1 protein-coding gene is annotated in these 16916 nt (G+C 70.1%); it reads right to left on the reverse strand.

The window, feature by feature from the left end:
- Positions 1 to 85: 85 nt before the first annotated feature.
- Positions 86 to 16864: an amino acid adenylation domain-containing protein gene (locus ACLJPD_RS19995; protein ID WP_410874020.1), complete on the reverse strand. Its 16779-nt coding sequence runs from the start codon at positions 16862 to 16864 to the stop codon at positions 86 to 88.
- Between the last annotated feature and the right edge of the window lie 52 nt (positions 16865 to 16916).

Consider the following 16916-nt stretch of genomic DNA (forward strand, 5'->3'; position numbering starts at 1 on the left):
CAACAGCGCGGTCACATCATGCCTCACCGGCATCGTTGATGTCATCACGCCCCGGCGTACAAGTCACCACGCTCCGGCGTAAAAGTCACCGCGCCCCCGCCGCGCGGTCACCGGCATCCAGCAGTTCCGCGAGTCGCGGACCGATCTCGGCCAGTGCCTGTGGCGAGGTCATCTGATCATGCACCACCGCGACCGGTCGATCACGCACCGCGCCGTCGACATACGGAGCCCAATTGGCCGCCGCCGCCTCGTGTCCGAGCGCGCTGAAGTATTCGAGCCTGCCGCGGAACACCGCGGGCCGGTGCTCGGCGATCAGCTCGGCCGAGCGCACCGCGCTGCGATAGATCCGGCGCACTCGTTCCGGGGTGAGCACGGCCATGTTGGCGGGGATGATCGCGTGCAGTGCGGCCAGCGCGTCCTCGCTGAGTTCACGCACTCCCGCGGCGGGCAGCGCGGCGCTGATGTCGACACCGAGTTCGGCGAGCGCGTCGCGGACCGCGGTGTGGAAATCGGGGACATCGATATCGGGATGCGAATCCAGCATCGCCAGCAACGACACCTGCTCCCCCGCCGCCTGCAATTCGGTGGCGACCGCATGGGCGAGCACACCGCCGAGCGACCAGCCCATCAGCCGGTACGGCCCGTGCGGCTGCTGGGTCCTGATCTCGGTCGCGTAGCGGCGCGCCATCTCGGCGAGCGTGCCAGGCAGGTAGCCCGCCTCGCTCAAGGCGGGCGACTGCACGCCGAAGATCGGGCGACGGGCCGGAATGTATTGCGCCAGACCCGCATAGCACCAGGACAGCCCGTACATCGGGTGGATGCAGAACAGCGCTCCGCCTGCCTCGGTGCCGTGCGGTACGCGGTTGCGGATGGCGAGCAGGACGCCGAGTGCGTCGTCGGATTCCAGGTCGGAGGTGAGGTCGTAGTCGCCTGCGGCGGACTGGGTGGCGTCGATGCGGTCGGCCAGGGCGGCGACGGTGGCATCGGTGAAGAACCACTGCACCCGCACCTCGGCGCCGACCCTGGTGCGCAAGCGGCTGATGGCCTTGGTGGCGATCAGGGAGTTGCCGCCGAGTTCGAAGAAGTCGTCGTCGAGGCCGACCTTGCCCGCACCGAGCACCTCCGCGTACACCTCGGCGACGGCGCGCTGCAACGGCGTGGTCGGCGGGCGGTAGGCGCGGGTGGTGAAGGCGGGGACGGGCAGGGCGTTGCGGTCGAGCTTGCCGCTGGCGTTGAGCGGCAACGAATTCAGAGTCACCAAGGTCGCCGGAACCATGTAGGACGGGAGCGCGGCCCGCGCGTGGGCGAGCAGAGCCGCGTCATCGAACACGGCAGTGGTGGCACTGCTCGGTGTCTCGGCCGGTACCAGGTAGCCGACCAGACGATCGCCCGTCGGGCCGTGGACCAGCGCGACAGCAGCGTGCCGGACGCTGTGATGGTCACGCAGGACCGCCTCGACTTCGCCTAGTTCGATGCGCTGCCCGCGCAGCTTCACCTGGAAGTCGCTGCGGCCCAGGTATTCCAGGGTCTCGTCGGCGGTCCAGCGCACGATGTCGCCGGTGCGATAGAGCCTGCCACCCCCGGGATGGGCGACGAAGCGTTCGGCCGTGAGGGTGGGAGCGCCGAGGTAGCCGCGGGCCAACTGCACGCCTTCCAGGTACAGCTCTCCTGCGGCGCCGAGCGGAACCGGTCGCAAGTGGCGATCGAGCACGTGGACGCGAGTGTTGGCGACCGGTGTGCCGATCGGAATACCCACGGCGGCAACTGCTTCGACCTCCACCGCGGTCACCACGGTGGCTTCGGCGGGCCCGTACCAGTTCACCAGCGTCGCCGTGGGCAGCACCTGAGCGAACCGGCGAGCCGTCGCAGACGACAGCGCCTCGCCCGCGGCGAATACCTTTCGCAGCGACGGGAATTCGCCGACGCTGCGCTCGGCGAGGAAAGCATCCAGCATGGACGGCACGAAATGCACGGTGGTGACGGCACGTTCGGCGATCACAGACGCCAGGTAGGCGGGGTCACGGTGACCGTCGGGGGCGGCGATCACCACGGTGGCGCCGGTGTGCAACGGCCACAACAACTCCCAGGTGGAGATATCGAAGGTGACCGGGGTCTTGTGCAGGACCACGTCGCCGGGGCCGTGCGGGTAGGTGCGCTGCGCCCAGCGGAACTGGTTGACCAGCTGACCGTGGGTCAGCATGACGCCCTTGGGCTTTCCGGTGGACCCGGAGGTGTGGATGACGTAGGCGAGATTTCCCGCCTTCGGCAGCGCGATATCCGCTGCTTCGCCACCGAGATCCGCTATGTCGACGACCGGGATGTCCGAGGTGGTCGTGAAACCGGCGGCGGCCAGGACGCAGATCGGCGCGGCCGCGGCCAGCACCCGCTCGGTCCGTTCGGCCGGATGGTCCGGGTCGACCGGCACGTACGCCGCACCGGCCCGCAGCACCGCGTAGATCGCGGTCACCAGGTCGATTCCGCGCCGCATCGCGACCGCGACGAGCTTCTCCGGTCCGGCGCCCCGTGCGCGAAGCGCGGTGGCCACCTTTCGGACGCGTTCGTCGAATTCCGCGTAGGTGTAGGCGGTTTCACCGTCGACCAGTGCGGTGGCGTGCGGTGTGCGCGTGACCTGCGCGTCGAACAGCGACAGCAGGGTCGCCTCGTCGAGCAGTTCGGGCGCATCGGTGGCATTGATCGCCGCCAGGGTCGCGCGTTCCTCCGCGAGCAGTACATCGATCTCGGCGATCCTGGCCTGCGGGGTGGCGGTGAATCGCGCGAGCAACATCGAAAAGCGTTGCGCCATGGCATGTGCGGTGTCCTCACCGAACACATCGCGCAGGTACTTCACCGATACCCGCAGCTGCCCATCGGCGACCACCTGCACGGTCAGCGGGTAGTGCGTGCCGTTGGCGGCGTCCATCCCGGTGACCGCGGCCGACCCCGACGCGGCCTGCGCGAGCGCCTCGCGGTCGACCGGGAACGACTCGAAGACGACGAGCGAATCGAACAGCGAGTCGATGCCCGCGATCTCCTGGATCTCACCGAGACCCAGGTAGTGGTGATCGAGCAGCGCGGCCTGCTCGTCCTGCAGCCTGCGCAGCAGTTCGGCGACGGTATCGCCGGGATGCAACCGCACCCGGACGGGAATCGCGTTGAGGAACAGCCCGACCATCCGCTCCACACCGTCGAGCTCGGCGGGCCTGCCGGAGACGGTGGCGCCGAACACCACGTCGTCACGATCCACCAGCCGTGCGATGAGCAGCCCCCATGCCGCCTGGACCACGGTGTTCACCGTGACACCGAGGCTCGCGGCCAGCTCGCTCAGCGCCGTGGTGTCGGCGGTCGAGAGCGCGAAGCCGGTTTCGCCTGTGCCCGTGGCGATCTCGCGCCCCTGATCGACGGGGGCGAGCGGCGTCGGCTCGGCCAGGCCGGTGAGCGCGGTGCGCCAGGCGGCCCTGGCGGCTTCGAGATCCTGGTCGACGAGCCAGGCCAGGTAGTCGCGATAGGGCGCGACCTTCGGCAGGCGCCTGCTGCGACCGCCGACCATGTACGCGGTGAGCAGTTCCTGCAGCAGCAGCGGCGTCGACCAGCCGTCGATCAGGATGTGATGGCTGGTCACGAGCAGGTGCGCGGTCTGCGCCGTGCGCACCAGGGTGAAGCGCAGCAGCGGGGCGGCGGCCATGTCGAAGTGTGCGGCCAGGTCGGCGGCGCGAATGCGCTGGTAGGCGGCGGCGTCTGCGTCGATGACCTGCCACGGCACGTCGATGTCGTCGAGCACCACCTGCAGCGGGGTGCCCGCGGCGTCGGTGGCGAAGGCGACGCGCAGGTTGTCGTGCCGGTCGAGGACGGCTTGTGCCGCCTCGTGTAGTCGCTCGTCGTCCACGGCCGGGTCGAGGTCGAGGACGAACTGGGTGATGTAGGGATCGACCGAGTTCTCCGCGAGCAGGGCGTGGAACAACATGCCCGACTGCAGCGGGGTCACCGGCCACACGTCGCTGAGCAGCGGGTAGCGGCGGACCAGGCGTGTCAGTTCGGTCTGTCCCAGGCGCACCAGCGGGAAGTCCGACGGTGTGAAGCCGCCGGCACCTGGCCGCAATCCGTGTTCGGCGAGGCCGCCGAGTGCGCGGATCCAGTGTTCGGCGAAGGCTTTGACGGCGTCCGCGGTGAGAACGGCGGTGCCATAGTCGAATCGGGCGACCAAGCCGTCGACGGTGGCGTCGACGGTGAGTACCAGCGCGAGATCGTCGGCGGCGACGTCGGTGTGGACGCGCGCCGGGCGCAGGTCGCGCAGACGCACCGCGAAGCGGCCGCGGTCCAGGGTGCGGACGCTGTCGGAGGTCTCGGTGTCGAGGTAGCGGAGCAGTCCGAAACCGGCGCCGTGGGCGGGGACCGCGCGGCGCAATTCCTTGATCTGCGCCAGTGCCATGCCCGCAGCCGGACCGCCGACGAGCGCGTCGGCCACATCGATCCCGTCCAGCCGCAGAGCGAGCGGGTAGTCGGTGGTGAACCCGCCGACCACGTTCTCGGCATCGGGTCGGCCGAGCAGGCGCTGGTCGGCGCGCAGTCGCACCACCGTGCCGATCGCCCGCGCCGCGACGGTGTCGGCCGCGGTGTGCAGGGCCAGCGCGGCGGCGGTGACCAGCACCTCTTCGACGGTGGCGCGGTAGGCCTCGGCGACCGTACGCACCGCGGTGGTGCCCTCGCCGGTGATGCTCAGCGAGACCCGGTTGCGCTGGCCCAGATCGACGGATTCGCCTGCCCTGGAACGGATCGCGCGGTGCCAGTACGCACGTTCGGTGCGCGCGGCTGCGGTGGCCGGGTAGGCGGCGAGGCGGCGTACCAGGTCGCCGAGTCCGGCATCGGGGGCGGCGGGGGCGGCGTGGCGGCCGCGGCTCCATGCCGAGGTCAGCTGGTCGATCACCGCGCGCCATGAACTCGCGTCCAGGACAAGGGCATTCGCGACGACGATCAGCGTCGCCGAGCCTTCGGCGTCGCCGGTGAGGATGAAGTGGATGTTGCGGCCCTCGTCCGGGTCGAGGGCGGCGGCCGCGGCGGCGACGATGTCGTCGATGGGCAGCGAGGACTCACCGTCTTCGGTGTCGAGCCTGCGGAAGGCGCCGCCGATGCGTTCGTCGGGCGGCGGGATGCGCAGGACCGGAGTGTCGCCGGTGCGGTCGAGCAGCGCCCACAGCATCGGGTGCTGGTTCATCACCGCGGCCGCGACGGCGGCGACGGACTCGTCCGGGCACTCGGCCGGTACCTCGAGCAGCACCGCACGCGGCTCGACCGCGGCCTCCCCCACTTCGATGAGCTGGGCGGCGGTCGCGGTGAGCGGGAGCGAGTCGGACGGCGCGCTCGGTTCGACGGTCACGTCGGCGCGTTCGGCGAGCGCGACGACGGTGCGCGCGTCGAACAGATCGCGCGGGCGCAGGACCACGCCGGCCGAGCCTGCCCGCGACACCACCTGGATGGCGGTGATGCTGTCGCCGCCGAGGGCGAAGAAATCGTCGTCCAGCCCCACCCGATCGCGGCCGAGGACATCGGCGATCACCCGCGCGATGGTCATCTCGGCGGCGGTGTGTGGCGGCCGGTATTCGCTGCGGACGGCGACCGGGTCCGGCAGCGCGCGACGGTCCAGCTTGCCGACGGGGGTCAGCGGGATCTCGTCGAGGACGATGATCGCGGCGGGCACCATGTAGCCGGGCAGCCGCTGTGCGGCACGCGCGGTGAGTTCGGCGGTGTCGAGGTACCGATCCGGTTCGGCCGTGACGTAGGACACCAGCATGGTCGAGCCGGTGCCGTTGTCGCGGCCGAGCGTGGCGACCCAGGCGACGCCGGGTGCGGCGGCCAGCACGGCGTCGATCTCGCCGAGCTCGATGCGCAGACCACGAATCTTGACCTGGAAGTCGTTGCGGCCCACGAACTCCAGGACATCACCGCGCCGACGAACGAGGTCACCGGTGCGATAGAGGCGAGCGAGGTCGGTGGCGAAGGGGTCCGCGATGAAGCGCGACGCGGTCAGCGCGGGGCGCTGGTGGTAGCCGCGGGCGAGTTGGATGCCGCCGAGGTAGAGCTCACCGGTGACGCCTTCGGGGACCGGGCGTAGGCGTTCGTCGAGGATCAGCGCGCGGATGCCGCGGATCGGGCCGCCCATGTGAACGGGGCCGCCGGGGTGCAGTGCGTCGCTGATGGTGGTCATGATGGTGGTTTCGGTGGGGCCGTAACCATTGTGGAAGTGCCGTTGGGGCAGCGTGTTCCAGCGGGCGGCCAGGTCGGCGGGCACGTGCTCGCCGCCGACGATCAGGGCGCGTAGTCCGGGGACACCGTCGGGATCCAAGGTGGCAAGGACCGAGGGGGTCAGGAAGGTGTGGGTGACGCCCTCGGTGCGGATCAGTTCGGCGAGTTCGGTGCCGCCGACGAACCCGGCGGGCGCCACCACGAGGGTGCCCGCGCCACCGACGGCGAGCAGCAGTTCCAGCATGGACGCGTCGAACGACGGTGAGGCGAAAGCCAGTGCGCGCGTCGCGGAGTCGAGGTTGTAGCGCTGCTTCTGCTCGGCACAGAAGTTGGCGAGTCCGGCGTGGGTCACGACAACGCCCTTGGGCAGGCCGGTCGAGCCGGAGGTGTAGATCATGTACGCGGCATTGCCGGTGTTCGGCGGTGCCAGCAGTTCGATCTCGCGCAGGCTCACGGTCGCGCACACGGCGACCTCGGCGGTGAACGCCCGATCGTCGAGCGCGACCCAGCTGCCGTCGCCGGGCAGTGTGGGCAGCCCGGCGAGTTCGGCGGCGAGGGTGATGCCGAAGACCGCGCCCGAGTCGGTGACCATGTGGCTGATCCGCTCGGCGGGATATGCGGGGTCGATCGGCACGATCACCGCGCCGGTGCGCGCGATCGCCCAGACCGCGAGCACCGATTCCACCGAGCGCCGAATAGCCACGGCGACAGCGACTTCCGGACCAGCGCCGCGCGCGATAAGTCCCCGGGCCAGCTGGTTGGCAGCGGCGTCGAGTTCGGTGTAAGTGAATCCGCGACCGTCGCCGCGCAGCGCGATGCCGGTCGGATTGGCGCGCACCGCGTCGTCCATCAATTGGGCCAGGGTGCGCGCGGGCTCGGCCGCCGGGCCCGCGAAGGTGGTGTGCGCGCGGAGCTCAGCGGGGTCGAGCAGGGCGATATCGCCGACGGCGAGGTCGGGGTCGGCGGCCACCGCGGCGAGCAGACGGGCGAACCGCGCACCGAAGCTACGCACTGTCTTCGCGTCGAACAAATCTGTGGCATAGGTGAATTCGGCGTGCATGCCGCCGTTGTCCTGCTGCTCGCGCACGGTGAGCAACAGGTCGAACTTGGCCTCGGCGGTGCGGGCATCCAGCGCGCCCACCGAGATTCCCGGCAGTTCGAAGGCGACCGGGGCGAGGTTCTCGAACGACAGCGCCACCTGGAACAGCGGATGCCTGCCCGCCGACCTCGCGGGCTGGATCGCGTCGACCACCCGCTCGAACGGAATATCCGCGTGGGCGAAGGCGCGCAGATCGGTGTCGCGGGTCTGCGTCAGCAGTGCGGTGAACGGCGCGCTCTCGGTGATCCGGCTCCGCAGCACCAAGGTGTTGACGAACATGCCGACCAGATCGTCGAGCTCACGGGCGCCGCGGCCCGCGATCGGGGTGCCGATGGCGATGTCATCGGTGCCGCTGAGCCTGGCGAGCAGCACCGCGAGCGCGGCCTGCACGACCATGAACACCGTGACCCCCTGCGCGCGGGCCAGCCCGGCGAGTTCGGCATGCAGTGCGGCGTCGATCTCGAAGGTGCTGGTAGCGCCTGCGAACGACTGCACCGCCGGGCGCGGGCGGTCGGCGGGCAGCGCGATTTCCTCGGGCAGTCCGGCGAGTTCGTCACGCCAGTAGGCCAGCTGGGTCGCGGCGGTGGAGGTGGGGTCCGCTTCGTCGCCGAGCGAATCTCGTTGCCACACCGCGTAGTCGGCGTATTGCAGCGGCAGTGGCGACCACGCGGGCGGTGCGCCCGCGGTGCGCGCGGTGTAGGCCAGGACGAGGTCGCGGGTGAGCGGGCCCATCGAGAAACCGTCGGCGCTGATGTGGTGCGCGACGAACACGAGGACGTGGTCATCGGCGCCGAGGCGCAGCAGGCGGAGTCGGACCGGCGGCTCGGCGGTGACGTCGAAACCGGTGGCGACGGTCTGTCGCACCTCGTCGGCGAGGTTGTCGTCGGTGACCGGTACCGGGGTCAGATCGAGGTGCATCGCGTCGGGCGCGAGCACATCCTGGAACGGCACGTCCCCACGCGCCGGATAGCGGGTGCGCAGTACCTCGTGGCGGGCGAACAGGTCGGCCACCGCGAGGCTGAGGGCGGGCAGGTCGAGGGCGCCGGTGAGGCGGATCGCGGCCGGGATGTTGTAGACACTCGCGTCGGGGTCGAGGCGGTTGAGCAGCCACATCCGCTGCTGGGCCAGCGACAACGGCACTCGCTGCGGGCGCGGGCCGGCGAGCAGGCGCGGCGCGGTGGCATCGTCGGCCCGGTGCACGCGCAGGGCGAGATCGGCCACCGTTGGTGCCTCGAACAGCAACCGGACGCCGACCACGCGGTCGAGCGCGGACCCGATCCGAGCCGCGGCCCTGGTGGCGAGGAGCGAGTTGCCGCCCAGTGCGAAGAAGTCATCGTCGGCGCCGACCGAGCCGACACCGAGGATGTCGCCGTAGACCTCCGCGACCACCTGTTCGGTGGGCGTAGCGGGCGCGCGGAAGGTGGCCGCCTCGAATACCGGCGCAGGCAGTGCTTTTCGATCCAGCTTGCCGTTGACCGTGTAGGGCAGTTCGTCGAGAACCACGAAGGCGTCGGGCACCAGATAGGTCGGCAGCTTGCCCGCGAGCACCGACTTCACCTGCCCCACATCGAGATCGCCGACAACGTAGGCGACCAGCCGATCACCGAAGTGCGCGTCGGTGCGTACGAGCACGGCGGCCTGCGTCACGTCGGGCAGCCCGAGCAGCACAGCTTCGACCTCACCGGGCTCGACCCGGAACCCGCGGACCTTCACCTGGAAGTCGCTGCGGCCCAGATAGATCAGCTCGCCACCCGAAGCGCCACCGTCCGTCACCGGTGTGCGGGCGACGAGGTCGCCGGTGCGGTACATGCGGGCGCCGGGCTCGAAGGGGTCGGCCACGAAGCGTTCGGCGGTCAGCGCCGCCTTGCGCAGGTAGCCGCGAGCGAGCTGGATGCCGCCGAGGTAGAGATCGCCCCTGATACCGGGGGCGACGGGGTGCAGGCGCTCGTCGAGGACGTAGACGCGACTGTTCCATTCGGGGGCGCCGATCGGGACGGTCAGCACGTCGGCCGTCGTCACGCGATGGTCGGTGATCGAGACGGCCGCCTCGGTGGGGCCGTACAGGTTGTCGATCCGGGTGTCGGGCAGGGCCCGCAGCAGGCGCTGGGCCAGCGCGGCAGGCAGCGACTCGCCGATGGCGAGGATGCTGGTCAGCGGTCGGCGACTGCGCGATGCGGCGGGTTCGGTGCCGATCGCCGGCTGCGAGCGCGACTCCCAGTAGCCAGAGAGTGCGTCGAGCAAGGACGGCACCGCGGTCAGCGTGGTCACGCCCGCGTCCGCGATGAGGTTGTCCAGGTAGGCGGGGTCGCGGTGGCCGTCGGGGGCGGCGATCACCAGGCGACCACCGCAGACGGCGGCGGACCAGAACTCCCAGACCGACAGGTCGAAGGTGGCGGGGGTCTTCAGCAGGAAGGCATCATCGGCACCGGTGCCGAATTCTCCTCGCAGCCACTGCAACTGGTTGATCACGGCCGCGTGCGGTACCGCCACACCCTTCGGACGACCCGTGGAGCCGGAGGTGAAGATGACGTAGGCGGTGTTCTCCGGGTGCAGCGGTGCACGACGGTCGGCGTCGGTGACCGGGCGTGGATCGGCGGAGGCGATCACGGGGTGGTCGACCCGGACCAGCGGCGCGGCGTCGGTACGGAAACCGTTGGTGAGCACGCAGATCGGGGCGGCGGTGTGGAGGATGTAGTCGGTGCGATCGGCGGGCTGGTCGGGGTCGATGGGTACGTAGGCACCGCCCGACCTGGTCACCGCGTACATGGCGACCACGAGATCGATCGACCGCGGCAGGGCGAGCGCGACCAGCGATTCCGGGCCGACACCGATCGAGATCAGGTGGCGCGCGAGCTTGTTCACCCGCGACTCGAACTCGGCGTAGGTGAGTTCGAGGCGGCCCTCTGGCAGATCCGCGACGAGCGCGACGGCTTCGGGGCGGGCAACCAGCGGCAGGTCGGCGAGCGTGCCGGCGGGGACTGCGAGATCCGCTGCTCCGCTGACGATTTCGGAGACCCGCTCGTCATCCGTACGCAGGTCGACATCGCCGACCACCACGGAGGGTTCGCGCACGACCGCGTCGAGCAACAAGCCGAGGCGGTCGGCGAAAGCCCGCACCGTCGCGGCGTCGAAGAGATCGGTGGCGTAGGTGAAGAAGCCCTCGATGCCGGTGGGTGCGCCGTCCGCGTCGTAGCCGTCGCCGACGATCAGGTGCAGATCGAATTGCGACACAGCGAGTTCCGCGGAAACCGGCGCGATCCGCAGACCCGGCAGTTCCCATTCGGCACGGTCCACGTTCTGGAACGAAAGACCCACCTGGAACAGCGGATGACGTGCGGTGGAGCGCGGCGGATCGAGCACCTCGACGAGGCGTTCGAACGGGATATCAGCGGCGGCGAACGCGGCCAGATCGCTGGTGCGCGCCGCGGCGAGCAGATCGGCGAAAGTGGCGCCACCGTCGTAGCGGGTGCGCAGCACGACGGTGTTGACGAACATCCCGATCAGATCGTCGAGTTCACGCTCACCACGCCCGGCGACGGGAGTACCCACCGCCACGTCCGTGGCGCCCGACAGCCTGGCCAGCAGTACGGCGAAAGCGGTGTGCAACACCATGAACACGGTCGCACCACTCGCGCGTGCGATCCGCGCCAGGGCGGCGTGGGTGTCGGCATCGATGCGCACCGGCACCCGCCCACCCGCGAGTGAGGCGACGGCGGGACGCGGGTAGTCGGCGGGCAGTTCCAGCAGATCCGGCAGGTCGGCGAGTTCGGAACGCCAGAACGAGAGTTGCTCGGCGGCAGCCGAATCCGTGTCGTCCTCGGCACCGAGCCGGTCCAACTGCCACAGGGCGTAGTCGGCGTATTGCACCGGCAGTGGCGCCCACTCCGTGGCATGCCCGGCCGCCCGGGCGAGGTAGGCGGTGGTCACATCGCGCACGAGCGGGGCCATCGAGGAGGCGTCAGCGGCGATGTGGTGCACCACCACGGCGAGCACGTGCTCCGCGGGCGCGTCCGGCCCGCTCCCGGTGATGTCGAACAACCGGACCCGTAGCGGAACCTCGGTGGTCACATCGAACGCGGTCGACGCGAGCGCCGCCACCTGTTCGATCAGTCCGGTCCCAGCGGCTGTCGCGTCAGCGAGGTCGCCCGGTACACCTGGGTCGACACGGTGCACGGCGAGGCCGAGGTCCACCTCGTCGACCGGCAGGATCCGCTGGATCGGGCCGTGGGGAGTGTCCGGGTAGATCGTGCGCAGGACCTCGTGGCGAGCCAGCACGTCACGCAGGGCAACAGTGAGGGCCGCGACGTCGAGGGCGCCGGTCAGGCGGAGGGCGAAGGGGAGGTTGTAGGCGGCGGCTCCGTCGTCGGCGCCCTGGTCGAAGCGGTTGAGGAACCACATGCGGCGCTGAGCGGGCGAGAGTGGCAGCTCGGCGGGGCGGGGCAGGGCGCCGAGGCCGCTGGTCGGCTCGGCGGGCGAATCGGGATCGAGGGCGGCGGCGAGCCCGGCGACGGTCGGGGATTCGAAGAGGGTGCGCACGGCCACCCGACCGCCGGTGGCGGCGCCGAGGCGGGCGACCAGGCGGGTGGCGATCAGGGAGTTACCGCCGAGGGCGAAGAAGTCGTCGTCGGCGCCGATGTCGGTGCGGCCCAGCACTTCCCCGAACAGTCCGGCGACGAGGCGCTCCTGCGCGGTGCCCGGCGCGCGGAAGGCCCGTGTGGTGAAGGTCGGTGCCGGGAGCGCCTTGCGGTCGAGCTTGCCGCTGGGGTTGAGCGGCAACGCGTCGAGCACGGTAATCGAGGCCGGAACCATGTAGGCCGGAAGGGTTTTCGACACCATCGCCTGTAGTCGGTCGGGCTGTGCGGCGTGCCCGGGTGTCGGCACCACGTAGGCGACCAACTGGTCACCCAGCTCGGTCGAGGCGACCAATGCCACTGCCTGGCTGACGGTTTCGTGCGCCAACAGCGCGGTCTCGATCTCGCCGAGCTCGATCCGCTGACCACGGAACTTCACCTGGAAGTCGATGCGCCCCAGGTAGTCCAGTCGATGGGGTGCGTTCGCGCCGGGCCGCCGCCACACCACCAGGTCACCGGTGCGATACATCCGCGCGCCCGCCGGTCCGCTATCGGCAGCGAACGGGTCGGCGACGAAGCGATCGGCAGTCAGGCCGGGTCGCGCGACATACCCACGGGCGAGCTGATCGCCCGCGAGATACAGCTCACCCGCGATACCGGGCGGCACCGGTCGCAACCGCTCGTCGAGTACATAGACCCGAGAGTTCCACTGCGGCAAGCCGATCGGTACGGAGCGTTCACCCGGTCGAGCAGGCCAGTAGGTCACCGAGACGGCCGCCTCGGTGGGGCCGTACAGGTTGTGCAACCTGGCCGAGCTGACCGCGGCCATGGCGTCGACCGTCTCGGCGGGCAGCGCCTCCCCGATCACGAAGACCTCGCGCAGCGACTCCAGACCAGCGTGATGGGCTGCCTGGGCGGCGAACATCGTGAGCATCGACGGAACGAAATCGGTGACGGTGACCCTGTGCCGCGCGATCAGGTCGATCAGGTAGGCGGGGTCGCGATGTCCGTCCGGGGTGGCGAGCACCAGTTTCGCGCCGACGCGCAGCGGCATGAAGTAGCCCCACAGCGACACGTCGAAGGTGGTCGCGGTCTTCTGCAGGTATACATCACCCAGTACCAGTGGGTATTTCGCCAGCATCCACACCAGCTGGTTGCCGATCGCCGCGTGCGAGATCGCGACACCCTTGGGCTTGCCGGTGGAACCCGAGGTGAAGATGACGTAGGCCGGGTTGTCCGGGTGTAGCGGTGCGCGCAGTTCCGACGGCAGCACCGGATCACCCGGTACGCCGGTGAAATCCAGTTCGTCGAGCAGCAGCAACGAGATATCGTCCGCAACCGCGACAGCGTCGGTGCGGGTGCTCAGCACACAGGCGGGGCGCGCGGTGTCGAGGATGTAGGCGATGCGCTCGGCCGGATGATCCGGGTCGAGCGGCAGATAGGCGCCACCCGCTGTGAGCACGGCGTACATGCCGATCACCAATTCGGGCGAGCGCCGGACAGCCAGTCCGACCAGACTTTCCGGGCCGACCCCCTGCTCGATCAGCACCCGCGCGAGCGAATTCACGCGTTCATCGAACTGCCGATAGGTCAGCTCGGTGTCCTCGTAGACCAGCGCGGTGGCATCCGGATGCATCTGCACCGCACGGCGATACGCCTCGAGAATCGGCTCCGGCGCCACCGGGTGGCCGGTGTCGTTCCAGCTCACCAGGGTCTGCTCGCGCTCGGCCTCGGTGAGCAGATCGATCTCGCCGACAGCGGTATCGGCATCGGTAGCAACGGCGTCGAGCAGACGGGTGAACCGGGCGGCCAGTGTCTCGATGGTGTCGGCGTCGAACAGATCGGTGGCGTAGTTGAACGACGCGGCCATCGGTTCGGTCGGATCGGCGCCGGGCACGATGGTGAGCTGCAAGTCGAAACGCGCTACCGCACCACCGAATTCGACCGGCGCAGCGTCCAGGCCGGGCAGGCGCAAGCTCGGCAGGTCGAGGTTCTGGAAGAACAGCGCCACCTGGAACAGCGGGTGATGCGCCTGCGAGCGCACCGGGTCGAGCAGTTCGACCAGCCGCTCGAACGGCAGATCCGCGTGGGCGAAGGCCGCGAGGTCGGCGCGCTTGGTCGCGCGCAGCAGTTCGGCGAAGCTCGCGCGCGGGTCGAGGTGCGAGCGCAGGACCAGCGTGTTGACGAACATGCCGATCAGATCGTCGAGTTCACGGGCACCGCGCCCGGCCACGGGGGTACCGATGGCGATGTCGTCGGTGTGTGCGACCCGACCGAGCAATACCGCGAAAGCCGCGTGCACGACCATGAATTCGGAGGTGCCGCTGCGCTGTGCCAGCGCCGCCAGCGCGGTGTGCACCGATGCCGGGATCTGGAACCCGAATTCGGCACCGCGGCCGGTGAACACGGGCGGTCGGGGCCGATCGGTGGGCAGATCGAGCCGGTCGGGAAGTCCCGCCAAAGCAGTACGCCAGTGCGAAATCTGGGCGGCGGCAACCGAATCCGGGTCGTCTTCGGCACCGAGCAGTTCACGATGCCACAGCGTGTAGTCGGCGTACTGCACCGGCAGCGGCTGCCACCTGGGTCGCGAACGGTTGCGGCGAGCGAGGTAGGCGCCGAGTAGATCGCGCAGCAGCGGTGCCACCGAGGCGCCGTCGGCGGTGATGTGGTGCAGGGCCACCGCGAGCACATGATCGCGCGGGCCGAGCTCGGCCAGGGCCACCCGGAACGGCACACCCGCGGCGACGTCGAACCCGGTGCTCGCGAATTCCGCCAGCCACAGCGGCAAGTCGTCCTCGGTGAGCGAGTCGACCAGCACATCGGGTACCGCATCGGCCATCGGCAGGACGACCTGGTGGCCGACACCGTCGACCACCGCGCCCGCATCGTCGGCACGCGACCCTCGCTCGGCCGCATCGGCGTTGTAGACCGGGTACCAGGTACGCAGGGATTCGTGCCGACCCACCAGATCCGACAGCGCGGCATACAGCGCGCGCGCGTCGAACGGTCCGGACAGGCGGAGGGCGAACGGGATCGTCTCGGCCGTGGAACTCGGATCGAACTGGTTGAGGAACCACATCCGCTGCTGCGCGGGCGAGAGCGGGATCAGCTCGGGACGTTCTCGTGGCACCAACGGGGCGTGACCGCCCGCGCCCTTCAACGGTTCGAGCAGCGCGGCAAGCCCCGCGACAGTGGGACTTTCGAAGAGATGACCAGCGGGCACCCGCGCCGAGAGCTCCGCCCCGAGGCGGGCCGCGGCCTGCGTGGCGAGCAGCGAATTCCCGCCGAGCGCGAAGAAGTCGTCATCGGCGCCGACGGGGTTCTCCGGGGACAGCAGCTCGGTGAATATCTGCGCCACAAGCTCTTCCATCGCACCCGTCGGCGCACGGAACTCTTCGGCGCGCAGGGTGGGAGCGGGCAGTGCGGCCCGATCGAGCTTGCCGACGGGCGTCAACGGGATCGTGTCGAGCACGGTCAGCGCGGTGGGCACCATGTGTGCGGGCAGACCCGCCTTGGCGTGCGCGAACAACGCCTCGGTGTCGATCACCGCACCGGGGGCCGCATGCACGTAGGCGGCGAGAATCGTGGTGCCGTTGTCGAGCTCATGGCCGAGGGTCACCGCGAAGTCGACGGCGTCGTGCGCGGTGAGCACGGTGTCGATCTCACCCAGCTCGATCCGGAACCCACGCACCTTCACCTGGAAGTCGTTGCGACCAACGAACTCGATCGCACCGTCCGGGCGCCTGCGCACCAGGTCACCGGTGCGGTACATCCGACCGTCGGTCCCGGCGAAGGGATCGACCACGAAGCGCGACGCCGTCAGACCCGGCTGCCGGTGATAGCCACGCGCCAGCCCGTTGCCCGCGATGTACAGCTCGCCGATCATGCCGTCGGGCACCCGAACCAGGCGCTCGTCGAGCACGTACTCGGTCACCCCGCGCAGCGGCGCCCCGATGTTCATCGTGTCGCCGACCACCAGCGGCGCGCTGATATTGGTCACGATGGTGGTCTCGGTCGGCCCGTAGCAGTCGTGGAACCGACGCGAATCGCCTGCCCAGCGTCGGATCAGATCCGGCGGGCACGCCTCGCCTCCGGTGGTGACCACGGCCAGTGCGTCGAGCCCGGCCGGATCGAGCGAGGCCAGCGCGGCCGTGGTGATGAACATGTGGGTGACGGCTTCGCGGCGCAGCACCTCGGCCAGCTCGGCGCCGCCGAGAATGCCCGCGGGCACCAGCACCATCGTGGCCCCGGCACCCACCGCCATCAGCAGTTCCAGCACCGCGCCGTCGAACGAGGGCGACGCGAAATGCATTGTGCGCGAAGATGGTTCGATCCCGTAGTGCGCGCGCTGTTCGGCGCAGTATCCGGCCAGCCCGGAATGCGTCACCACCACGCCCTTTGGCAGGCCCGTGGAGCCGGAGGTGTATACCACGTAGGCGGGGTGCTGCAGCCGCAGCGGACGCACCCGGTCGGCGAAGGTCACCGGGTCGCCCGCGTGATCGTCGGTGGCGCGGCGCACGCGCTCGTCGTCGAGACACATCCACTCGAGCCCACCGGGCAACCGATCCACCGCGGCACCGACCGCGACACCGAGCACCGCGCCGGAATCGGCCAGCATGTGGCTCACCCGGGCAGCCGGATAGTTCGGGTCGACCGGCAGGAACGCCGCGCCCGCCTTGGTCACCGCCCACATCGCCAGCACCGATTCCGGCGACCGTGGAATGCCGACGGCCACCACGTCCTCGGGGCCGACGCCGCGGGCGATCAGCAGCCGCGCCAGCCGGTTGGAACGTTCGTCGAGCTCGGCATAGGTCCACCGCACCGGCGCGGACACGCCGTCGTCCCACGACAGCGCGAGGCCACCGGGGTTGGATTCCACCGCCACGGACAGCAGTTGCGGCAGCGACTTTCCGCGCTGCCGGGCACGGGCGCCGGACGCCCGGTTCGCCCGGGTCACGACAGGTCCGTCCGATCGACGGAGTCGACTTGCCGTTGCCCGGTCATGCACA

The sequence above is a fragment of the Nocardia sp. A7 genome (genome assembly GCF_046549215.1).
In the GTDB taxonomy this organism is placed as follows: domain Bacteria; phylum Actinomycetota; class Actinomycetes; order Mycobacteriales; family Mycobacteriaceae; genus Nocardia.